This window comes from Hydrogenophaga sp. L76 (assembly GCF_057654755.1).
The window spans coordinates 271,510-293,011 of sequence record NZ_CM172807.1; the positions used below are offsets into that span (position 1 = coordinate 271,510).

A 21,502-nucleotide genomic window follows, 5' to 3' on the forward strand; every position below is an offset into this window, starting at 1 on the left:
CTGCAGCCGGCACCCCGGTCCAGTTGCCCAACACCCCACGGCCATGTTCGATTTTCCTTCCGCTCCCCACTATTTCACGCCCGAGCACGACGCTTTTCGCGACGCGCTGCGCGACTTCGTTGCCAAGGAGATCACGCCTTTTGCCCCGGACTGGGACGAGGCCGAGACCTTCCCGCGCGAGCTCTACCGCAAGGCGGCCGATCTGGGGATTCTCGGGGTGGGCTATGACGAAGCCTACGGCGGCACACCCGCCGATGTCTTCTACCACCTGATCGTCTCGGAGGAGATGGCGCGCTGCGGTGTGGGTGGCGTCGCCGCTTCGCTGCTCTCGCACACCATCGGCCTGCCGCCGGTGGCCGCTCATGGCAGCGCCGACATGAAGCAGCGCATCATTCCCCGGGTGCTCAGCGGCGAGAAGATCGCCGCCCTCGCGGTGACCGAACCCGGGGGCGGCTCGGACGTGGCGGCGCTCAAGACCACGGCGGTGCGCGACGGTGACCACTATGTGGTCAATGGTGAGAAGGTGTTCATCACCTCCGGCATGCGCGCAGACTACATCACCGTGGCTGTCCGTACCGACCCGGCGAGCAAAGGTCCCGCGGGCATCTCCGCCCTGCTCATCGAGGGCGACGCAGCCGGCCTGTCGCGCACCGCGCTCAAGAAGATGGGTTGGTGGGCCTCCGATACGGCCCACCTGCGCTTTGACAATGTGCGCGTCCCGGCCAGCAACCTGATCGGAACCGAGAACCAGGGGTTCAAGGTGTTCATGAACAACTTCAACAGCGAGCGCCTGGGCATGTCCGCCCAGGCCTGTGCCTACGCCCAGGTGTGTCTGGAGGAGGCCGTGGACTGGGCGCGCGAGCGCAAGACCTTCGGCGTGCCCCTGTCGGAACGGCAGGTCATCCGGCACAAGCTGATGGACATGTATGCCCGCATCGATGCCGCGCGCAGCCTGATCTATGACCTGGCTTGGCGTTTGCGCGAGCGTGTGGGGGACCCCAACCAGCTCGTGGCCCGGACCTGCATGGCCAAGGTGCTGTCCACCCAGGCCATGCAATACTGCGCGGACCAGGCGGTGCAGATCCTGGGGGGCATGGGCTTCATGCGCGGCACGCGCAGCGAGCGGATCTACCGCGAGGTCAAGGTGATGATGATCGGCGGCGGGTCCGAGGAGATCATGAAAGACCTGGGTGCGCGCCAGCTGGGCATTTGAGAACAGAACCACCATGCAATCCACCTGCCGCGACCTGCTCGACGAATACCGCGAACTGGCGGACCTGTGTGCCACGCTGAGCCCGGACGACTGGCGCCGGCGCACCGCTTTCTACGACTGGACGCCGTGGGACGAGGTGGCGCACCTCTGCTACTTCGACCAGACCGCCCTGCAGTCGGTCACCGACCCCGAGGGTTTCATTGAAGGTGCGAAGACACTCAATCGGCTTATGGCCTCTGGCGAGCACATCAGCGCCGTGGCACGCGACACCTTTGGGCACCTGGATGGCCCGGCGCTGCTGGAGCAGTGGCGCGCGTCTTTTGAGCCGCTGGTGGCCGCGCTGGCCCGGCAGGACCCGAAGGCCCGGCTGAACTGGTATGGCCCGACCATGAGCGCCCGGTCCTTTGCGACCGCGCGACTGATGGAGACCTGGGCTCACGGGCAGGATGTCTGGGACGTGATGCGCCGTCCGCGTCCTGGCAGTCACCGGCTCAAGGCCATCGCCCACATCGGCGTGAGCACCTTCGGCTGGACCTTCGTCAACCGCAAGCTGCCCGTGCCCGCCACGCAACCCTGTGTCGAACTGATGGCGCCGGACGGCAGTCCGCTGGCGTGGGGCGATCCTTCGGAGACCGATTTCGTGCGTGGCAGCCTGCAGGACTTCTGCCTGCTCGTCACCCAGCGCCGCAACCGTGCCGACACGCGCCTGCAGTGGTCCGGCGATGCCGCCGAGCAGTGGACCCGTTTTGCCCAGTGCTTCGCCGGACCACCGGTCGATGGACCGGCGCCCGGGCAACGCCCCGCGATCTGAGGTCTACCCCGCCCATGATGGCCGGTGAGCCGCAAGCGCTGGACCGCAGCCACGCCACCCGGGTGGGGGCGCTCATCAGCGCCCTGTGCGCAGGCACCGGCGAACGTTGCCTGTCCGAGTATTCCTTCACCAACCTCTGGCTGTTCCGCCGCGAACACCGCTACCGCTTCACCGACGGACCCTGGCCGTACATCAGCGGCTTCACCTACGATGGCGCGCACCACGCCATGCCGCTGTTCGCACTGGATCGCGCGCCCGCCGATGTGATCGACGGCCTGCTGCGCCACCACGACTGCCTCTACCCCGTGCCGCTGGCGCAGGCACAACAGCTGGACCCGTTGCGCTACCAGCACACGGCCAGCCGCGATGACGCCGACTACCTGTATCCGGCCGACCACTTCCGCCACTACCGCGGCGCGCTGCTCAACAAGAAGCGCAACCTCATGAAGCAGCTGCTCAAGGGCCATGGCGTGCAGGCGGCTCCTTATGGCCCCGGATGGCACGACCAGGCACGGGCGGTGCTGGACGGCTGGATGCACGACAAGGGCAAGCCCGCGGGCAGCGCCGACGAGCTGCCTTGCAGGGAGGCCCTGGCCGCGGCCGGCGCGCTGGGCCTGGAAGGTTTTGGTTATGCCGTCGACGGTGAACCGGGCGGCTTCGTGCTGGCCGAGGCGTTGCAGCCCGGCGTGTACGCCATGCGCTATGCCAAGAGCCTCAACCGCTTCAAGGGGCTGGCGCAGTACATGTTTCACCACTTCTGCACCGAGCGCACCGAGGTGCACTGGCTCAACTTCGAGCAGGACCTGGGCCTGCCCAATTTCCGCCAGACCAAGCAGTCCTACCAGCCTGAAACCCTGCTGGACAAGTGCCGCGTCGTGGGCTGTCGCTGACCCACGGTACGTCGGCGCGCGGCCGGCGGCCCCACCGAGGGACAACCCTCGCCCGACTCAGCCAATTGTCGCAAGACAGCCCGGCGCTGCCTGCCTACGATGCCTATCACACCGGTCGGTCTCAGACCTTCGGCCGGCGCGGTCACGGTGCCATGTTGCACCGTGGCACCAAGCGTATCAACCGAGCACACCATGGCAAACATCGAGTCATCCTTGTCCGTCGCCAGCGATGCCTACCGCGCCAACCGCGAAGGCATGCAGGCATTGCTGGACCGCGTCCGGCTGTACGAAGCGCGCACCCGTCAGAAATCGGCCGCCTCGCGCGAGCGCTTTGAAAAGCGCGGCCAGATGCTGCCGCGTGAACGCCTGTCGCTGCTGCTGGACTCCGGCGCACCGTTCCTCGAACTCTCCACCCTGGCCGGCCTGGGGCTGGACAACCCCGATCTGGACAAGAGCGCGCCCGGTGGCGGGGTGATCGCCGGCATCGGCTTCGTCAATGGCGTGCGGTGCATGGTGCTGGCGTCCGACTCCGGCATCGACGCCGGCGCGCTCCAGCCCATGGGCCTGGACAAGCTGCTGCGGGTGCAGGAGCTGGCGCTGGAGAACAAGCTGCCCTACGTGCAGCTCGTGGAAAGCGCGGGGGCCAACCTCTTGACCTACCGTGTCGAGGATTTCGTGCGGGGCGGCAGCAGCTTCCGCAATCTGGCGCGGCTGTCGGCGGCCGGTCTGCCGGTGGTCACGGTCACGCACGGTTCGTCCACCGCCGGTGGTGCCTACCAGACGGGCCTGTCCGACTACATCATCCTGGTGCGGGGGCGTTCCAGGGCCTTCCTGGCCGGCCCGCCGCTGCTCATGGCCGCCACGGGCGAAATCGCCACCGAAGAAGAACTCGGCGGTGCGGCGATGCACACCTCGATCTCGGGCCTGGGAGACTACCTGGCCGAAGACGATCGCGACGCCCTGCGCATCGCCCGCGAAGTGCTGGGCCAGATCGACTGGAACCACGGCATGCCAGCCGACGCGCCACGCCGTTTCAAGCTCCCGCGCTACGACAGCGAGGAACTGCTGGGCGTCATGCCGATGGACCACAAGCGCCCGGTCAACATGAAAGAGGTGATCGCCCGCATCGCGGACGATTCCGAGTTCCTGGAGTTTGGCGAAAACTACGGCGGCGCGACCGTGTGCGGCCACATCAAGATCGAAGGCTGGCCGCTGGGTGTCATCACCAACAACGGTCCGATCGATCCGGCCGGTGCCACCAAGGCCACCCACTTCATCCAGGCCTGCTGCCAGTCGAAGACGCCCATCCTCTACCTGAACAACACCACCGGTTTCATGGTGGGCCGGGCCTATGAAGAGGGCGGCATCATCAAGCACGGCTCCAAGATGATCCAGGCCGTGACCAGTGCCACGGTGCCCCAGATCACCATCTACTGCGGCGCCTCGTTCGGTGCCGGCAACTACGGCATGTGCGGCCGGGGCTTCCATCCGCGCTTCTGCTTCTCGTGGCCCAACGCCAAGACGGCGGTGATGGGTGGCGAGCAGGCCGCACAGACCATGGCCATCGTCACCGAGGCGGCCATGCGCCGCAAGGGCGAGGTGGACCAGGCCAAGATCGACACGCTCAAGCAGAACATCATCGACCGCTTCGATCGCCAGATGAGTGTGTTCACCACCAGCGCGCAACTGCTCGACGACGGCGTGATCGATCCACGCGACACGCGTGCCGTGCTGGCCAATGTGCTGGCCGTCTGCCGCGAATCGGCCGCGCGCGAGCCACAGACCATGCAGTTTTCCGTTGCCCGTCCCTGAGGCCCGAGGAGTCACACCATGCAATTCACGCACGAACACGAACAGATCCGGTCCACCATCCGCCGCTGGATCGCCGAGAAGGTCAACCCCCACGTGGACGCCTGGGAAGAGGCCGAGATCTTTCCCGCCCACGAACTGTTCTGCCAGATGGGCGAGCTCGGCCTGCTGGGCCTGAACAAGCCCGTCGAGAACGGCGGCATGGGTCTGGACTATTCCTACGGCGCGCTGCTGGCCGAAGAGCTGGCGCAGATCAACTGCGGTGGCATCCCCATGGCCATTGGCGTGCAGACCGACATGTGCACCCCGGCCCTGGCCGAGCGCGGCAGCGACGAGCTGCGCGCCGAGTTCCTGGCACCGGCCATCTCGGGCGAGTTCGTGGGCTGCCTGGGAGTGTCCGAGGTGGGCAGCGGCTCCGACGTGGCATCCATCAAGACCACGGCCCGCAAGGACGGCGGTGACTACGTCATCAACGGCGGCAAGATGTGGACCACCAATGGCACCCAGGCCGACTTCTGCTGCGTGCTGGCCAACACATCCGACGGGCCGGTGCACAAGAACAAGTCGCTCATCGTCGTGCCCATGAAGACCAGGGGCGTCGAGGTGGCCAAGAAGATCCGCAAGATCGGCATGGATTCCTCCGACACCGCGCAGCTGTTTTTCGACGAAGTGCGCGTGCCGCAGCGCTACCGCATCGGCGAGGAGGGCATGGGCTTCATCTACCAGATGGAGCAGTTCCAGATCGAGCGCCTGTGGGGCGCGCTGAACACCACGGCCTTCGCCCAGCGCGCCATCGACATCACCATCGAATACACGCGCGAGCGCAAGGTCTTTGGCCGGCCGCTGCTGGACAACCAGCTCGTGCACTTCAAGCTGGCCGAGTTCCAGGCCGACGTGGAGACCGTGCGCACGCTGTGCTGGCGCGGGGTGGAGATGGTCGTGCGCCAGGAGGACGCCACGCACATCGCCACCATGGCCAAACTCAAGGCGGGGCGCCTGGTGCGCCAGGTCACCGACGGCTGCCTGCAGTACTGGGGTGGCATGGGCTTCGTCAAGGAAAGCCTCATCTCCCGCCTGTACCGCGACATGCGCCTGCCCTCCATCGGTGGTGGCGCCGACGAAGTCATGCTCCAGATCCTGTGCAAGAACATGGGCATCTTCCCCAAAGCCGCCTGACCCCCGATGCCTGCCATGACCACATCCACTCCTTTCCACAAGATCCTGATCGCCAACCGCGGTGAAATCGCGCTGCGCGTGATCCGTACCGCACGCACCATGGGCTACCAGACGGTGGCCGTGTACTCCACCGCCGATACCGGTTCGCGCCATGTGCTCGAAGCCGACCAGGCCGTGTGCATCGGCGAGCCGCTGCCCTCGCAGTCCTACCTGCGCATCGACGCCATCCTGGAGGCGGCGCGCCAGACCGGCGCGGATGCGGTGCACCCGGGCTACGGCTTCCTGGCCGAGAACGAAGACTTTGCCCGCGCCTGCCGCGAGGCGGGGCTGGTGTTCATCGGTCCCTCGCCCGAGGCCATCATCGCCATGGGCCACAAGGCCGGCGCCAAGAAAATCATGATGGACGCGGATGTGCCCTGCATCCCCGGCTACCAGGGCGAAGACCAGAGCGAAGGCCGTCTGCTGGCCGAGGCCGGGCGCATCGGTTTCCCGGTCATGATCAAGGCCACCGCCGGTGGCGGCGGGCGTGGCATGCGCCTGGTGCACAGCGCCAGGGAGTTCCCCGACCTGCTGCGCAGCGCGCAGTCCGAAGCGCAGAACGCCTTCGGTGATCCCGAGGTCATCCTGGAACGCGCCATCATCGAGCCGCGCCACATCGAGATCCAGATCTTTGCCGACCGTCATGGCAACGCCATCCATCTGGGCGAGCGCGACTGTTCGGTGCAACGACGCCACCAGAAGGTGATCGAAGAGGCTCCGTCACCGGCTGTCAATGCCGAGCTGCGCGAGCGCATGGGTGCCACCGCCGTGGCCGCTGTGAAGGCGATCCGCTACGAGGGGGCCGGGACCCTGGAGTTCCTGCTGGACCAGGAAGGGAACTACTTCTTCATGGAGATGAACACCCGCCTGCAGGTGGAGCACCCGGTCACCGAGGCCATCACCGGCCTGGACCTGGTGGAGCTGCAGCTGCGGGTGGCCGCCGGCGAGGCGCTGCCCCTGCGGCAGGAGGACGTCACCTTCCAGGGCCACGCCATCGAAGTGCGCCTGTGCGCCGAAGACGTGGGCAAGGGTTTCATGCCCCAGAGCGGCACCATGCTGCTGTGGCATGCCGCCGAGAACCTGCGCGTGGAGCAGGCGCTGCGCACCGGCGCCGAGATCCCGCCCTACTACGACTCGATGATCGCCAAGGTCATCGCCCACGGCGCCACGCGCGACGAGGCGCGCCGGCGCCTGCTGCTCGGCCTGCACCAGACGGTGGCGCTGGGCGTGACCACCAACCAGGTGTTCCTGGGCAGTTGCCTGCGCCACCCGGTGTTTGCCGCCGGCGGCGCCACCACCGCCTTCATTGCCCAGCACCAGGACGAGCTGCTGCAGGTGGACACCGCGGCCCGCGAACGCGCCGTGGCCCTGGCCGCGCTGCTGCTGTTCGAGACCGCCAACCACAGCCCCACGCGTGCCGGCCTGCGCCGCCTGGCGCACTCGCTGCCGGTGGGCATGCGGCTGGAGATCGACGGCACCAAGCACAATGCCCAGCTCACCCAGAGCGGCGCGCACCGCTTCGACATCCAGGTCGAAGGCCGGCAGCACGCCCTTGACCTGGTGGAGATCACCCCGCACCAGGTGCGCGTGGTGTTGGACGGCGTGATGGAGACCGCCGTGTTCCTGCGCGACGGCCCCCAGCTGCTGCTGCATTACCGCGGCCAGCCCCTCGCCGTGAATGACCACACCCGCAGCGCGGCCGAGCGCGCAGCCGATGGAGGGGGCGACGGCAAGGTGCGCGCTTCGATGAACGGGCGCGTGGTCGCCGTGCTGGTGGCCGAGGGCGACCAGGTCGAGGCGGGCCAGCCCATCGTCACGCTGGAAGCCATGAAGATGGAACACGTGCACCTGGCGCCGGTGAGCGGGCGCGTGAACGCCTTGAGCGTGGGCGTGGGCGAGCAGGTCACCCTGCGCCGCGTGCTGGCCGAGATCGAGGCGCCCGTCGCCGCCTGAGCCAAACCAAGGAGACCCCCATGAGTGACGTGCAAGACGTGCTGCTCGAACGCCGGGGCCAGGCGTTCTGGATCACCATCAACCGCCCCGAGAAGCGCAATGCCATCCACGGTGGCGTGGTGGCCGCCATGCGCGAGGGCATCCGGCAGGCGCATGCCGATCCCGAGGTGCGCGCCATCGTCATCACCGGCGCGGGCGACAAGGCCTTCTGCGCCGGCGGCGACCTGCAGCCCGGCAAAGGCTTTGCCTTCGACTACGCCAAGCCCAGCGTGGACTACGCCGACCTGCTGCGCGATGCGCAGAACGCCACCCTGCCCATCATCGCCCGCATCAACGGCACCTGCATGGCCGGTGGCATGGGATTGCTGTGCATGGCCGACATGGCCGTGGTGGCCGACCACGCGCTGTTCGGCCTGCCCGAGGTGAAGGTGGGCGTGTTCCCGATGCAGGTGCTCAGCCTGCTGCAGGATCTGGTGCCGCGCCGGCTGGTGCGCGAGTGGGCGCTGACCGGCGAACCCATCAGCGCCCAGGATGCGCTGGCCGCCGGCCTGGTGAACCACGTGGTGCCGGCATCGGAACTGGACGCCAGGACCAGCTGGCTGCTTGCGCGACTGGTGGACAAGTCGCCCACGGCCATCCGGCGCGGCAAGTACGCCATGCGCGCCATCGAGGCCATGTCCTTCGACCAGGCCATCGCCTACACCGAGAGCCAGATCGCGCTGCTGGCCATGACCGAAGACGCCAAGGAAGGCCTGGCCGCGTTCAACGAACGCCGCAAGCCCGTGTGGACCGGCCGCTGAGTCCCGCGTTACCCGGAGCCCCTTCATGAGCACCCAACCCCAGTGGCCCGGCTCCCGGGCCGCCGTGCCCAGCCCCGTGCTGGGCTTGGCCGTGTGGCTGCGACGCGTGGCCGGGCGCCACCCCGCACGCCCCGCGCTCACCTGTGATGAGCACACCTGGACCTATGCCGAACTGCAGCGCCGGGTCGAGGCGTTTTCAGCCGTGCTGGCTGCGCATGGCGTGCTGCCCGGTGATCGCGTCGGGTACCTTGGCTTCAACGATCCGCATTTCCTGGTCGCGATGTTCGCCAGCGCGCGTCTGAATGCCATCTTCGTGCCACTGAACTTCCGGCTCACCGGGCCGGAGATCGCCTTCATTGCCGAAGATGCCGGCGTGAGCCTGCTGCTGGCCGATGTGCACCACCGGCCCGTGATCGACGGCATTCGCAGCGGCCTGGGCTGCCGGCACTACCTGTCGACGGACGGCGCGGCGACGGGCTGGGGTGCGCTGCCACCGCTGGACGTGGCGCCTGCCAGCGTGCCGCCCGAGGTGCCCGTGCAGCCCGACGAAGTGGCGCTGATCATGTACACCTCGGGGACCACCGGCCATCCCAAGGGGGCCATGCTCACGCATGGCAACTTCTGGACCAACAACCTCAACGGCATCCTGAGCAACGGTCTGCGCTGCGAAGACGTGGTGCTCAACTTCGCACCGCTGTTTCATGTGGGTGGCCTCTGTTCGGTGTCTTTGCCGGCCCTGCAGGCCGGCGCCCACCTGGTGCTGCACCGTGCCTGGGACGCCGAGGGCGTGATGCGCGACATGGCGAGGTACCGCGTGAGCGTGACCTTTGCCGTGCCCTCCATGCTGCTCTTCATGAGCCAGCACCCCGCCTTTGCCGCGGCCGATCTGTCGAGCCTGCGCACCATCGCCGTGGGGGGTGCGCCCATGCCGGTGCCGCTGCTGCAGCGCTACGCCGAACGCCAGATCCCGGTCAACCAGGGTTTTGGCATGACCGAGACCACCGCCACGGTCAGCCTGCTGGTGCCCGAGCGGGGCATCGACAAGCAGGGTTCCTGTGGAACGCCCGCCCTGCTGACCGAGGTTCGCCTGACCGATTTCGACGGCACACCCATCACCGAACCCCATGTGAAGGGTGAATTGTGCATCCGCGGCGGCAACGTGATGAAGGGCTACTGGAACCGGCCCGATGCCACCGCCGCCAGCTTCGATGCAGAAGGCTGGTTCCGCAGCGGCGACGTGGCCTATGTGGATGAGGACGGCTTCTACTTCATCTGCGACCGTCTCAAGGACATGGTCATCAGCGGCGGTGAAAATATCTACCCGGCCGAGGTGGAGAGCGTGCTCTACCACCACCCGGCGGTGGCCGAGGTGGCCGTGATCGGCGCTCCCGACGAGCACTGGGGCGAACGGGTGGTGGCCGTGGCCGCCCTCAAGCCCGGCGCCAGCCTCACCCTCGAAGAACTGCAGACCTTCGCTCGGCAGGGCCTGGCTGGCTACAAGGTGCCGCGCGAACTGCGCGTGGTCGATGCCTTGCCGCGCAACCCCACGGGCAAGGTGCTCAAGGGCCGGCTGCGCGAACAGAACACCCGCCACTGACCATTCCCGTACCGAACCCATTCAGGAGACACCATGACCCAAGCCCCATCCCCTGCGCTGACCGACGGCTTCGGCGGCGTGCCCGCGCCATTGCCCAAGATCGGCATGGGCCAGTGGTTCACCGAGCGCGCGCGGCGCGACGGCAACCGCCAGGCCCTGACCTTCGAGGGCGAGACCTGGACCTACGCCGACATGCTCGCGCGCATCGACCGCATGGCCGGTGCCCTGCGCGCCGGCGGGGTGCAGCCGGGCACCCGCGTCGGTTACCTGGGGTTCAACCACCCCATGTTCTTCGTCGCACTGTTCGCGTGTTCCAAGATCGGCGCGATCTTCGTGCCGTTGAACTTTCGCCTGGCCGGCCCGGAGTTCGAATACATCATCAACGATGCGGGCGTGCACACGCTCATCGTCGATGCCGACCACATTCCCGTGATCGAAGCGGTGCGCGGAAAACTCAACTGCAGCCGCTACCTGTGTGCCCACGGCAGCCCGGACGATGGCGCCCGCTGGCCGGATGCCGCGCAGGCCATGGCAGGCGCCGCCCCCGTGACCGAATCCCACCAGCCCCATCAGGACGATGTGGCCGTGATCATGTACACCTCGGGCACCACCGGACGCCCCAAGGGCGCGATGCTCACGGCGGGCAACTTCTGGTGGAACCATGTCAGCGAGCTGGTGATGCTCGACATCCGGCCCGACGACGTGCTGCTCACGTTTGCGCCGGTCTTCCACATCGGCGCGCTCAACGTGCTCACGCTCACCACCTTCCTCAAGGGTGCGCACATCGTCCTGCACCGCAGTTTCGATCCGGCCGCTGCGCTGCGCGACATCGCGCGCTACAAGGTCACCACCATCTTCGTGGTGCCGGCCATGCTGCTGTTCATCAGCCAGCACCCGGACTTCGCCTCGGCCGACATCTCGTCCGTGCGCTTCATCATGTGTGGTGGCGCACCGTGCCCCGAGCCGCTGCTGCACCTCATGGATCAGCGCGGCATCCTGGTGCAGCAGGGCTATGGCCTGACCGAGACCGCTGCCATGGCCACCGCGCTGTCGTCGGAGTGGGCTGTCAGCAAGATCGGCTCTGTGGGCGTTTCGCCGCTGCTGACCGATGTGCGCATCCTCGCCGCCGACGGTCGGGAGGTGACCCAGCCGCAAGAGCGCGGCGAGGTCTGCGTGCGCGGGATGAACGTCACCCGCGGCTACTGGAACCAGCCGGAGGCGACCCGCCACGCCATCGGCGACGACCACTGGTTCCGCACCGGCGACGTGGGCTACTTTGACGAGCAGGGCTTCTATTACATCTGCGACCGCGTCAAGGACATGATCATCTCTGGAGGGGAGAACGTCTATCCCGCCGAGGTGGAGAGCGTGCTGTACGCACACCCCGCGGTGGCCGAGGTGGCGGTGATCGGCGCGCCCGATCCGCAGTGGGGCGAAGCCGTGGTGGCGGTGGTCGCCCTCAAGCCGGGCAGCAGCCTCACGCTGGACGAGATGCGCGAGTTCACCGGCGAACGCCTGGCGCGTTACAAGGTGCCCAAGCAGCTGCGCATTGTCGAGGCGTTGCCACGCAATCCAACGGGGAAAATCCTCAAGTACAAGCTGCGGGATCAACCATCGGATCCGATCGTCTGAACAGTCCCGTTCACCGAAGCCCGATCAACAGCTTCGGTGAACACGGAGGACCGGTTCGGTCGCTGACCCAGGGACCAACCCGTCGATCTCGGGCTTCCTGGGTCGGGTTCCCCCTGAAACAGGGCCGCGGATGGGGAAATGGCGTCAGCGACCGCGCCAGAGGGGTGCGCGTTTTTCGGCAAAGGCACGGGCCCCTTCGAGCGCATCTTCGGAACGGCCCACCGGGTCGGCCAGCGGCGCCTGGCGGGCAAACATCTCGTCAGGTGCCCAGGTGGCCGACTGCACCACGATCTGCTTGCTGGTGCGCACGGCCAGCGGTGCCTGGGCTGCAATGCGATCCGCCAGTTCCAGCGCCTGTGCCAGTGCCTCGCCCGGCGGAGTGAGCCGGTTGACCAGACCCTGTGACCAGGCCCGCTGGGCCGGCAGCATGTCACCGGTCAGTGCCATTTCCATGGCCAGGAAATAGGGCAGGCGTCTGGGCAGCCGCATCAGACCACCGGCCGACGCCACCAGACCGCGACGCACCTCGGGCAGACCGAACTGTGCGTTCTCGGCCGCCACGATCAGGTCGCAGGCCAGCGCCAGCTCGAACCCGCCGGCCACCGCGTAGCCTTCGACCGCCGCGATGATGGGCTTGGCCGGTGGTCGCTCGGTGAGTCCGCCAAACCCGCGCACGGGGTCCCAGGGCAGCTCTCCGCGGGTGAATGCCTTGAGGTCCATCCCCGCGCAGAAGTGGCCGCCTTCGCCGGTGATGACGGCCACCCGCCATGCGTCGCTGGCTTCGAAGGCATCAATGGCTGCTGCGATCGCCCGGGCGAGCGTCCCGGTCATCGCATTGCGCGCCTGCGGCCGTTGCAGGCGCAGCACACGCACGGGGCCATGGGATTCGAGAAGCAATTCGTCGCTCATGGCGGGGCTCAGGCCACTTCGAACAGGCCGGCGGCGCCCATGCCGCCACCCACGCACATGGTCACGACCACGTACTTCACGCCACGTCGTTTGCCTTCGATCAGGGCGTGCCCCACCAGGCGCGCGCCGGTCATGCCGTAGGGATGGCCGATGGAGATGCCCCCGCCGTTGACGTTGTAGCGCTGCGGGTCGATGCCCAGATGGTCGCGGCAGTACAGGGCCTGACAGGCAAAGGCCTCATTGAGTTCCCACAGGCCGATGTCGTCGACCTTCAGGCCATGGTTCGCCAGCAGCTTCGGGATGGCATGGATGGGACCGATGCCCATTTCCTCGGGCGCGCAGCCGGCCACGGCCATGCCGCGGTAGACGCCCAGCGGTGCCAGACCGCGTTTTTCAGCCAGCGCGCGATCCATCACCACACAGGCCGAGGCGCCGTCCGAAAGCTGGCTGGCGTTGCCGGCGGTGATCACGCCGCCCTCGATCACCGGCTTGAGGCCCTGCAGGCTCTCCAGCGTGGTTTCCGGGCGGTTGCCTTCGTCACGCGAGAGCGTGACCTCGCGGTAGCTCACCTGCTCGGTGGCCTTGTCCATCACCGCCATCTGCGTGGTGATGGGCACGATCTCGGCATCCAGGTGGCCGGCCTGTTGCGCGGCGGCGGTGCGCTGCTGCGACTGCAGCGCGTACAGGTCTTGCGCTTCGCGGCTGATGCCGTACTTCCTGGCCACGAACTCGGCCGTCTGCAGCATGGGCATGTAGGCGTGCGTTGCCCGGGCAATGACGGCCGGATCGGCCTCGGCCGCAGCCCACTTCATGTAGGCGTTCTGCACCGCGGAGACGTTTTCCTGTCCACCCGCGACCACCACGTCCATGCCGTCGACCATCACCTGTTTGGCGGCGGTGGCAATGGCCATCAGACCGGAAGCGCATTGCCGGTCCATGGTCTGTCCGGCGACCGTCAAGGGCAGGCCGGCCGCCAGCAGGGCGTTGCGCGCGAGGTTCATGCCGGCCGTGCCGGCGGTCAGCACCGAGCCGATGACCACGTCCTCGATCTCCGCGGCATCGATGCCGGCGCGATCGATGGCGTGGTGCAGGGCATGCGCCATCAGCGAGGGTGATTTGGTGTGGTTGAAAGCGCCCTTGAAGGCCCGGCCGATGGGGGTGCGGGCGGTGGACACGATGACTGCTTCTCTCATGGATTCTCCGGTGAATGATGGGTTGGGGGGCAATGTCAGCTGGCGTACTGCGACAGGCGAAGGCCTTCGCTGGCCAGGCGCCGCAGCAGCGGGCTCACGGTCCAGTAGCCGAAGGGGTTGCCACGCGTGGCGGCGTAGTGGTCCAGGCGTTGCACCACGTGGGCCAGGCCGCGCTCGTCGGCCAGGAACATCGGGCCGCCCTGGTGGTCGGGGAAGCCGTAGCCGGCGGTCCACACCACGTCGATGTCGCTGCCGCGGTAGGCGATGCCTTCTTCCAGGATGCGGGCGCCTTCGTTGACCATGCTGTAGATCAGGCGTTCGGTGATTTCGGTGGCGCTGATGTCGCTGCGGCGCGCGATACCGTGCTGTGCGGCCAGGGCATCGCAGGTGGCCTGCGTCTGCGGGTTGGCCAGCGGGGTACGACCTTCGTACCGGTAGTAGCCGGCACCGGTCTTCTGGCCGAACTGGCCCTGCTCGAACAGTTTTCGCACCACCACGCGGTAGGTGGCGTCGGGCGGCAGGCCGCCGGCTTTTTCATACTCGATGACGGTCTTGGCGCCCACGTCGATGCCGGCCATGTCCAGCATGCGGCACGGCCCCATGGCCAGGCCCAGGCTTTCGATGGCCTGGTCGATCTGGACGGGCGTGGCGCCTTCGAGCAGCAGGAACTCGGCCTCGCGCATGTAGACCTCGGCCATGCGGTTGCCGATGAAGCCGTAGCACACACCCGAGACGGCGGCCACCTTGCCGATGCGCTTGGCCAGTTGCATCACCGTGGCCAGTGCGTCGGGGGCGGTCCGGGCGCCGCGCACCACCTCCAGCAGGCGCATCACATTGGCCGGGCTGAAGAAGTGGGTGCCCAGCACGTCGGCGGCACGACCCGAGGCGGTGGCGATGGCGTCCACGTCCAGCGTGGAGGTGTTGGTGGCAATGATGGCGCCGGGCCTGCACACCTGGCCCAGGCGCTGCGCGATCTGCTGCTTGAGCGCCATGTTCTCGAACACCGCCTCGATGACGATGTCGCAGCTGGCGAAATCGGTGTCCTGCAGGGAGGGGGTCAGACGGGCCAGGCGGCGGTCGCGCTCGTCGGCTGCGAGCTTGCCCTTGCTCACGGTGGCGTCGTAGTTTTTGCGGATGGTGTCCATGCCGCGCTGCAGGGCCTCGGCCGAAGCCTCCACCAGCACCGTTTCATAGCCCGCGTTGATGAAGCACATCGCAATGCCGCCACCCATGGTGCCGGCGCCCAGCACGCCGACCTTGCGGATCGGTCGAAGGGTCACGTCCCTGGGCAGACCGGGGATCTTCTCGGCCGCGCGCTCGGCAAAGAACAGATGGCGCATGGCCTTGGAGGTGCCCGAGCGCAGCACCTTGGCAAACCACTGCGCCTCGACCTGTTCACCCTGATCGAAGGGCAGGGTGGCGGCCGCCTGCACACAAGCCACGATGGCTTCGTGCGCCGGGTATTGCGGCCTGGCCTTCGCCGCGGCCATCGCCTGGTCGATGAGACCTTCGGGCAGCGACGCCGCCTGCACGGTCAATGCACCGCTGCGACGCGGTGTTGTGCCTTGCTGCGCCAGCAACCGGGCGCGGGCCAGCGCTGCGTCCAGTGGAGGCTGCTCGCTGATCTCGTCGATGATGCCGGCGGTCAGTGCCTCCTGGGCAGCGATCATGCGCCCGGTGAGCATCAGGTCCAGTGCCCGCTGTGCCCCGGCCAGTCTTGGCAGGCGCTGGGTGCCCAGCGAACCGGGGATCAGCCCCAGCTTGACTTCCGGCAATCCCACGCGGGTACCGGGAGCTGCCACGCGCCAGTGGCAGGCCATGGCCAGTTCCAGGCCTCCACCCAGCGCGGTGCCGTGCAGGGCTGCCACCACCGGTCGGGAGCAGGCTTCCAGGCGGGCCAGGAAACTGTTGTAGGGCGCAGCGCTGAAGGTCGGGTCCTCGAAAGCGGCAATGTCGCCGCCGGCGACGAAGGTCCGGCCTTCGCAATGCACCACCAGAGCCTGCAAGGTGGGTTGCGCCTCGAAGGCCGCGAGCCCATCCATCAGTCCCTGCACGGTCTCGGGCGAGAGGGCGTTGACAGGCGGGTTGTGGATGACAAGGACGCCGACGGCGCCTTCGGTTTTCAGGGTGACGGGAGATGTGGTCATGGGTCCAGCAGTCGGGTAGGTCTTATCAGCTTAGGTGCCGACGCAGTGCTTGTCTTGCGCCAAGTGGTCGGGGCCGGTGGCAGGCCCCCCCGGTAAAACCCCCGCACGCTCCAGCCAATAGACGCAAGACGCAAAGGCTTGCCCTCCCTAACCATTGGGGGGTGTTCCGCAGGCTGGGCATTCACCGGTTCTGCGGTTTGTTGTTGGCGATGTCGTTCGTCGAAATCTTCGTCTCAGGACCCTCTCATGAAACTTTGGAAAAAACTTCTGACCTCTGGTGTTTTGGCCGCTTCGGTTGCGCTGGCGGTCTCTGGCGCCCAGGCGCGAGACCTGCGTTATGCGATGGGCTTTCCCCCGGGATCTGACTCGGACAAGGCCGGTCAGGAGTACGCCGCAACGCTCAAGAAACTCACCAACGGCCAGCTCAACGTCAAGGTCTACCCCCTGTCGTTGCTGAATTTCGCCGAGACCTCCGCCGGCCTGCGCGACGGGATGGCCGACATCGGCTACCTGCTGGCCCCGTACTTCCCGGCCGAGTACCCGCACTTCAACCTGCTGGCTGAATCGTCCATGCAACTGCTCACGATGGACGAGCGGGTCCGCGGCAAGGAGGGCATGGCCTACGTGGGTGCGATGACCGAGTTCGTGTTCACCAAGTGCCCCGAGTGCATGAACGAGTTCTCCCGGCAGAACCAGGTGTTCACGGGAACGGCCGGCAGTTCGCCCTACTACCTGAACTGCAGCAAGCCGGTGCGCAACGAGGCCGAGCTCAAGGGCAAGCGCCTGCGCGTGGCCGGATCGCACTGGTCGCGCTGGGCCCGCGCCATGGGCGCCCAGCCCGTGACCATGTCGTCCAACGAGGCGCTCGAGGCCCTCAAGCAAGGCGTGGTCGACTGCGTGGTGGTCTCCCTGCCTGAGCTCACCAACCTGGGCCTGATCGAGGCCGTGAGCGACGTGACGGTCCAGGTGCCCGGCGGCATCTTCGCCGGTACCGCCATCTCTCAGGTCAACACCAAGGTCTGGCGCAGCCTGACCAAAGACCAGCGTCAGGCCATGCTGCGTGCTGGCACCGTGATGCCGTCCTACGTGCCCTACGTGTACCACCAGCGCGAGAAGGAAGTGATCGAGCTCGTGAAGAAGCGCGGTGGCCGGGTGCACCAGCCCGACGCCGCCCTGTTGCAGAAGACCCGGGATTTTGCCGCGCAGGACATGAAGACCATCGTGGAGTTCTTCGCCAAGACCCATGGCGTCAAGCGCGGCGAGGAGCTGCTGGCCCAGTTCCGGCCGGTGCTGGAGAAGTGGGTGGGCCTGGTGCAGAACGTCGACAGCCGCGAGAAGCTGGCCGACCTGTACTGGAACGAGGTGTTCTCGAAGGTGGACGCCAACACCTACGGCATGTGATGCGTGGATGCCGCGCCGCTTGAAGCGGCGCGGCACCGCTGTCCCTGACCAACCCAACCCAAAGGAGCCGCCATGTATGCCCTTGGCAAAGTCCTCTCCCGCTTCATCAACTTCCTGACGGTGATCTCGGGTCTGGCCATCGCCTTGATGATGCTGCACATCACGCTGGACGTGATCGCGCGCAACTTCTTCAACTACCCGCTGCCGGGGACGATCACCATCGTCTCGTACTACTACATGGCGATCGCGGCCTTCATGCCGCTGGCCTTTGCCGAGCAGAAGCAGGCTCACATCTCGGTGGAGGTGATCACGGAACGCATGCCCAAGTGGCTGCAGAAGCATCTCGCGGGCTGGATGCTGCTGTTCTCGGCTGCGGTGTTCGCGGCCCTGACCCTGCGCTCCTGGGAAGAAGCCATGAGCAAGTACGGCATCAAGGCCTCCGTCGTGCAAGGGGAAGACAGCCTGCCGGTCTGGCCCACCTACTTTGTGTTGCCACTCGGTTGCTGCCTGATGTTCCTGGTGGTGGCCTACAAGTTCATCGTTTACCTCACCAGCCAGCCCTCGGGCCTGGACACCGAGCGGGCTGCGCCCACGGTGGACGCGGATTGATCGGCCAAGGAAAGACAATATGACAGACGTACAAGTCGGCCTGGTGGGTATCGGGCTGTTGCTGGCCCTCATTGCCCTGCGCGTGCCCATTGGCGTATCGATGATCACCGTGTCCTTCGCGGGCATATGGACCATCATGGGCTGGAATGTGGCCTGGGGCTCGCTGGGTGTGATCCCCTACCAGTTTTCCACCAACTGGGTGCTCAGCTCGGTGCCCATGTTCCTGCTGCTGGGCTTTGTCTGCTACCACGCACGGCTCACAGAAGGGCTGTTCCGCGCTGCCCGCATGTGGCTCGCGGGCGTGCCCGGAGGGCTGGCCATATCGGGCATTCTCGGTTGCGCGGGCTTCGCCTCGGTCTGCGGTTCGTCAGTGGCCTGTTCGGCGGCCATGGGTCGCATCGCGGTGCCCGAGATGATGAAGCAACGCTACAGCGCCGAACTCGCGACCGGAACCGTGGCTGCAGGCGGCACCATCGGTGCACTGATCCCGCCATCGATCATCATGATCCTGTACGGCATCATCGCGCAGACCTCGATCACCGAGCTGTTCCTGGGGGGCGTGGCCATTGGCTTGCTCACCATGGTGAGCTACATCCTGGTCATCCTGGTGCGAGTCAAGCTCAACCCCGAGCTGGCACCCTCGATCAAGGAAGAGATTCCGATGGTCGAGAAGGTCAAGGCGCTCAGGGACGTGTGGCCGATCCTGCTCGTGATGATTGGCTGTCGGCGCCGATCCAAATTTGAGCCACCGTGCCGACTGAATATTGAGCCAGGGGTGGAAGCCGACTTTTGTGGGGTCGGCTGTGGATAAGTGTAGGTGCTGTCCTGGTTCGGCGATCTCCTTGTTGTTGTGTTGAAGGCGCTGTGCAAGCCGCGCAGGGCGTAGCCTGTAGCGGCTTGCACAGCACGGCACTTGCTCAGAATGGGTCGGGCTCAGCCTGCGTCGAGGTATTCTTTCGCGCCTGCTCGCGGGCCTTGATACGCTTCTTGGCTGCAGCTGTGCTGCGACTGAAACGGATCGACTCGTTGCCTGTCTCCACGATGTGGCAGTGGTGAGTGAGACGGTCCAGCAGCGCGGTGGTCATCTTCGCGTCGCCGAACACGCTGGACCATTCTGCGAAGTCCAGGTTGGTCGTGATCATCACGCTGGTGTGTTCGTACAGCTTGCTCAGCAGGTGGAACAGCAACGCCCCGCCGGCCTGGCTGAACGGCAGATAGCCCAGCTCGTCCAGAATGACCAGGTCCATGCGCAGCAGGCTGGCTGCGATGCGCCCGGCCTTGCCTTGGGCCTTCTCCTGCTCCAGTGCGTTGACCAGATCGACCGTGGAGTAGAAGCGCACCCGCTTGCCGTGCCGGGTGATGCCCGAGACGCCCATGGCCGTGGCCAGATGGGTCTTGCCTGTGCCCGGCCCGCCCACCAGCACCACGTTGTGCGCCTCGTCGGTGAAGGCCGTGGTGGCCAGAGTCTCCACCAGCTTGCGGTCCACCGGCGAGACCTCGAAGTCAAAGCCCGCCATGTCGCGGTGCACCGGGAACTTCGCCGCGTGCATCTGGTGGCTGACCGAGCGCATCGCGCGGTCCGTGCCCTCGGCCTGCAACAGGTGCTCGATCAGCCAGCGCGAGGACTCGATGCCCACACCGCCTCCCTTACCACCCCCTTGCTCGACCAGATCGGCCCACGCCCCGGCCATGCCGTGCAGGCGCAGTGCCTTGAGTTCGACCAGCACATCAGTCTTCATGGCCGGCTCCTTCGGTGGTCACTCCCACAATGTTGCCCACGGTGTCCGAACGCAGGCTGTCGTAGCGAGCCGTGTTCGCCAGCGGCGGCGTGCTCACCTTCAACAGTGTGGCCGCCGTGGGCGGTATCGGCTGCGCGTTGAGCCGGTTCAGCACGTTGACCACATGCTCCACGCTGACCTTGCCCGGTGGACCGCTCTCCAGTGCCAGCTCGATGGCCACCAGCACCGCGTCCAGACCGGCGCTGAGCACAATGGCCAGCACCTGCGCCATCACCCGGTCGCCACCCGGGTTGCGCAGCAGCCCTCGGCGCAGCCGCTGCAGGGCCTCGGGCATGTCGGCAAAGGGCGCGCCGTTCCTCAGGGCACCGGGCTTCCTCTGCAGCAGCGGGATGTAGTGCTGCCAGTCGTACCGGGTCTCGCCCGCGTTGCTCAGCCGCTCGTGGCGCGCCACGATGGTGTCGTCGGCCACGATGGCCACGCTGCCCGGGTACAGCCGTGTGCTGACCAACTGGCCGACCCGTTCGCACGGCACGGAATATCGGTTGCGCGCCACCGACACCAGGCAGGTGCTGGAGACCCGCGCGGGTTTCTCGACGTAGCCGTCGAACGGCACCGGCATGGGCATGAGGTGCGCGCGCTCGTGTTCGAGCATCTCGGCCACGCTGAACTGGGTGTGCTCGGGGTGGCGCACCTCGTCCCACAGCGCGCGGCAGCGCTGGCCCAGCCAGGCGTTGAGTTCGGTGAAGCTGCCGAACTTGATCTTGGCCGCGTCGATCCAGATGCGCCGACGGCTGTCCTGCACGTTCTTCTCCACCACCCCTTTCTCCCAGCCGCTGGCCACGTTGCAGAAGTCCGGGTCGTACAGGTAGTGCGCGCACATGGTGGCAAAGCGCTCGTTGACGATGCGACCCTTGCCCTTCTTGACCTTGTCTACAGCGGTCTTCATGTTGTCGTAGATGCCGCGTCGGGCCACACCGCCGAGTGCCGCGAACGACCGGGTGTGGGCATCGAACAGCATCTCGTGGCCCTGGCTGGGGTAGGCCACCAGCCAGAAGGCCCGTGAAGCACACAGCTTCATGTGTGAGACCTGCACCCGGTAGTAGATGCCACCGATCACCATGCCTTCCTCGCTCCAGTCGAACTGGAAGGCCTCGCCCAGCTCGAAGGTCAGCGGCACGAAGGCGTTGCCCGCAGACCCCTGACCCTCGCTCTGGCGCCATGCCCGGATGAAGTCGGTCACTCGCGTGTACCCGCCCTCGTAGCCCGCGCGCCTGATCTCGGCGTACAGCGCCTTGGCCGTGCGCCGCTCGTGCTTGGGCCGACGTGCATCGGCCTTCAAGGCCTGCCTGAGTGCGTCATGGAACGCCGTGAGTTTGCTGGGCTGTTCGCCGCGCCGGTACTTCGGCGGGCCGTCCACCTCGCCGTGCAACCACTTCGCCACCGTGTTGCGCGAGAGCCCTGTCATGCGCGATATCTCGCGCTCCGATTTGTTCTTCCGGGCATGCAAATGCCGGATCCTGCCAATCATGTCCATGGTGATCACTCCTTGTCCTCTGCTGCACATAAAAACAGCAGAGTAGGTTG

Annotated in this window: 17 protein-coding genes; 12 read left to right on the forward strand and 5 right to left on the reverse strand. The window is 66.7% G+C overall.

Annotation, left to right across the window (positions count from 1 at the left end; translation table 11 throughout):
* Positions 1 to 43: 43 nt before the first annotated feature.
* The 9 genes from AC23D4_RS01295 (at position 44) to AC23D4_RS01335 (ending at position 11,920) form a co-directional block, all read left to right on the forward strand.
* Complete coding sequence (locus AC23D4_RS01295; protein WP_472888537.1) at positions 44 to 1,213, forward strand: acyl-CoA dehydrogenase family protein; 1,170 nt, start codon at positions 44 to 46, stop codon at positions 1,211 to 1,213.
* 13 nt (positions 1,214 to 1,226) lie between these two features.
* Positions 1,227 to 2,024 (forward strand): TIGR03084 family metal-binding protein, encoded by a 798-nt coding sequence (locus AC23D4_RS01300; RefSeq protein ID WP_472888538.1) that lies wholly within the window; start codon positions 1,227 to 1,229, stop codon positions 2,022 to 2,024.
* Positions 2,025 to 2,038: 14 nt separating this feature from the next.
* A complete protein-coding gene (locus AC23D4_RS01305; RefSeq protein WP_472888539.1) occupies positions 2,039 to 2,914 on the forward strand; it encodes a phosphatidylglycerol lysyltransferase domain-containing protein in 876 nt (291 codons plus the stop codon).
* Positions 2,915 to 3,106: 192 nt separating this feature from the next.
* Positions 3,107 to 4,726 (forward strand): acyl-CoA carboxylase subunit beta, encoded by a 1,620-nt coding sequence (locus AC23D4_RS01310; protein ID WP_472888540.1) that lies wholly within the window; start codon positions 3,107 to 3,109, stop codon positions 4,724 to 4,726.
* A gap of 18 nt (positions 4,727 to 4,744) precedes the next feature.
* Complete coding sequence (locus tag AC23D4_RS01315) at positions 4,745 to 5,899, forward strand: acyl-CoA dehydrogenase family protein (protein ID WP_472888541.1); 1,155 nt, start codon at positions 4,745 to 4,747, stop codon at positions 5,897 to 5,899.
* A gap of 15 nt (positions 5,900 to 5,914) precedes the next feature.
* The gene (locus AC23D4_RS01320) at positions 5,915 to 7,891 is read left to right on the forward strand and encodes an acetyl/propionyl/methylcrotonyl-CoA carboxylase subunit alpha (RefSeq protein ID WP_472888542.1); all 1,977 of its coding nucleotides are present in this window, start codon (positions 5,915 to 5,917) and stop codon (positions 7,889 to 7,891) included.
* A 20-nt stretch (positions 7,892 to 7,911) separates the two neighbouring features.
* A complete protein-coding gene (locus tag AC23D4_RS01325; RefSeq protein ID WP_472888543.1) occupies positions 7,912 to 8,691 on the forward strand; it encodes an enoyl-CoA hydratase/isomerase family protein in 780 nt (259 codons plus the stop codon).
* Positions 8,692 to 8,716: 25 nt separating this feature from the next.
* Positions 8,717 to 10,288, forward strand: a complete 1,572-nt coding sequence (locus AC23D4_RS01330; RefSeq protein WP_472888544.1) for an acyl-CoA synthetase — start codon at positions 8,717 to 8,719, stop codon at positions 10,286 to 10,288.
* A gap of 33 nt (positions 10,289 to 10,321) precedes the next feature.
* The gene (locus AC23D4_RS01335) at positions 10,322 to 11,920 is read left to right on the forward strand and encodes an acyl-CoA synthetase (RefSeq protein ID WP_472888545.1); all 1,599 of its coding nucleotides are present in this window, start codon (positions 10,322 to 10,324) and stop codon (positions 11,918 to 11,920) included.
* 144 nt (positions 11,921 to 12,064) lie between these two features.
* On the opposite strand, the gene AC23D4_RS01340 is transcribed toward AC23D4_RS01335, so the two are convergent.
* From AC23D4_RS01340 to AC23D4_RS01350, 3 genes are read right to left on the reverse strand one after another with little or no spacing between them, the layout of a single operon-like run.
* Positions 12,065 to 12,829: a crotonase/enoyl-CoA hydratase family protein gene (locus tag AC23D4_RS01340; protein ID WP_472888546.1), complete on the reverse strand. Its 765-nt coding sequence runs from the start codon at positions 12,827 to 12,829 to the stop codon at positions 12,065 to 12,067.
* A gap of 8 nt (positions 12,830 to 12,837) precedes the next feature.
* A complete protein-coding gene (locus AC23D4_RS01345; protein WP_472888547.1) occupies positions 12,838 to 14,022 on the reverse strand; it encodes an acetyl-CoA C-acyltransferase in 1,185 nt (394 codons plus the stop codon).
* 35 nt (positions 14,023 to 14,057) lie between these two features.
* Positions 14,058 to 16,169 (reverse strand): 3-hydroxyacyl-CoA dehydrogenase NAD-binding domain-containing protein, encoded by a 2,112-nt coding sequence (locus AC23D4_RS01350; protein ID WP_472888548.1) that lies wholly within the window; start codon positions 16,167 to 16,169, stop codon positions 14,058 to 14,060.
* Between the two features lie 246 nt (positions 16,170 to 16,415).
* Between AC23D4_RS01350 and AC23D4_RS01355 the strand changes: the two genes are divergently transcribed.
* From AC23D4_RS01355 to AC23D4_RS01365, 3 genes are all read left to right on the forward strand, one after another.
* Entirely contained in the window at positions 16,416 to 17,570 is a 1,155-nt protein-coding gene (locus tag AC23D4_RS01355; protein WP_472888549.1) for a C4-dicarboxylate TRAP transporter substrate-binding protein, read from the forward strand.
* A gap of 72 nt (positions 17,571 to 17,642) precedes the next feature.
* On the forward strand, positions 17,643 to 18,179 hold the full coding sequence (locus tag AC23D4_RS01360; RefSeq protein WP_472888550.1) for a TRAP transporter small permease: 537 nt from the start codon (positions 17,643 to 17,645) through the stop codon (positions 18,177 to 18,179).
* Between the two features lie 19 nt (positions 18,180 to 18,198).
* The gene (locus tag AC23D4_RS01365; protein ID WP_472888551.1) at positions 18,199 to 18,990 is read left to right on the forward strand and encodes a TRAP transporter large permease subunit; all 792 of its coding nucleotides are present in this window, start codon (positions 18,199 to 18,201) and stop codon (positions 18,988 to 18,990) included.
* A 106-nt stretch (positions 18,991 to 19,096) separates the two neighbouring features.
* Here the strand turns inward: AC23D4_RS01365 and istB are convergent, their stop codons facing one another.
* Both istB and istA read right to left on the reverse strand, forming a co-directional pair.
* Positions 19,097 to 19,918 (reverse strand): IS21-like element ISThsp19 family helper ATPase IstB, encoded by an 822-nt coding sequence (istB, locus tag AC23D4_RS01370; RefSeq protein WP_487623626.1) that lies wholly within the window; start codon positions 19,916 to 19,918, stop codon positions 19,097 to 19,099.
* Complete coding sequence (istA, locus tag AC23D4_RS01375) at positions 19,908 to 21,452, reverse strand: IS21 family transposase (RefSeq protein ID WP_487623627.1); 1,545 nt, start codon at positions 21,450 to 21,452, stop codon at positions 19,908 to 19,910. The genes istB and istA overlap by 11 nt, the downstream gene beginning before the upstream one ends.
* Positions 21,453 to 21,502 lie beyond the last annotated feature (50 nt).

Excerpts from the sequence above, each read along its gene's own strand:
- AC23D4_RS01295 (WP_472888537.1), top strand. The coding sequence starts at position 44 with ATGTTCGATTTTCCTTCCGCTCCCCACTATTTCACGCCCGAGCACGAC.
- AC23D4_RS01300 (WP_472888538.1), top strand. The coding sequence starts at position 1,227 with ATGCAATCCACCTGCCGCGACCTGCTCGACGAATACCGCGAACTGGCG.
- AC23D4_RS01305 (WP_472888539.1), top strand. The coding sequence starts at position 2,039 with ATGATGGCCGGTGAGCCGCAAGCGCTGGACCGCAGCCACGCCACCCGG.
- AC23D4_RS01310 (WP_472888540.1), top strand. The coding sequence starts at position 3,107 with ATGGCAAACATCGAGTCATCCTTGTCCGTCGCCAGCGATGCCTACCGC.
- AC23D4_RS01315 (WP_472888541.1), top strand. The coding sequence starts at position 4,745 with ATGCAATTCACGCACGAACACGAACAGATCCGGTCCACCATCCGCCGC.
- AC23D4_RS01320 (WP_472888542.1), top strand. The coding sequence starts at position 5,915 with ATGACCACATCCACTCCTTTCCACAAGATCCTGATCGCCAACCGCGGT.
- AC23D4_RS01325 (WP_472888543.1), top strand. The coding sequence starts at position 7,912 with ATGAGTGACGTGCAAGACGTGCTGCTCGAACGCCGGGGCCAGGCGTTC.
- AC23D4_RS01330 (WP_472888544.1), top strand. The coding sequence starts at position 8,717 with ATGAGCACCCAACCCCAGTGGCCCGGCTCCCGGGCCGCCGTGCCCAGC.
- AC23D4_RS01335 (WP_472888545.1), top strand. The coding sequence starts at position 10,322 with ATGACCCAAGCCCCATCCCCTGCGCTGACCGACGGCTTCGGCGGCGTG.
- AC23D4_RS01340 (WP_472888546.1), bottom strand. The coding sequence starts at position 12,829 with ATGAGCGACGAATTGCTTCTCGAATCCCATGGCCCCGTGCGTGTGCTG.
- AC23D4_RS01345 (WP_472888547.1), bottom strand. The coding sequence starts at position 14,022 with ATGAGAGAAGCAGTCATCGTGTCCACCGCCCGCACCCCCATCGGCCGG.
- AC23D4_RS01350 (WP_472888548.1), bottom strand. The coding sequence starts at position 16,169 with ATGACCACATCTCCCGTCACCCTGAAAACCGAAGGCGCCGTCGGCGTC.
- AC23D4_RS01355 (WP_472888549.1), top strand. The coding sequence starts at position 16,416 with ATGAAACTTTGGAAAAAACTTCTGACCTCTGGTGTTTTGGCCGCTTCG.
- AC23D4_RS01360 (WP_472888550.1), top strand. The coding sequence starts at position 17,643 with ATGTATGCCCTTGGCAAAGTCCTCTCCCGCTTCATCAACTTCCTGACG.
- AC23D4_RS01365 (WP_472888551.1), top strand. The coding sequence starts at position 18,199 with ATGACAGACGTACAAGTCGGCCTGGTGGGTATCGGGCTGTTGCTGGCC.
- istB (WP_487623626.1), bottom strand. The coding sequence starts at position 19,918 with ATGAAGACTGATGTGCTGGTCGAACTCAAGGCACTGCGCCTGCACGGC.
- istA (WP_487623627.1), bottom strand. The coding sequence starts at position 21,452 with ATGGACATGATTGGCAGGATCCGGCATTTGCATGCCCGGAAGAACAAA.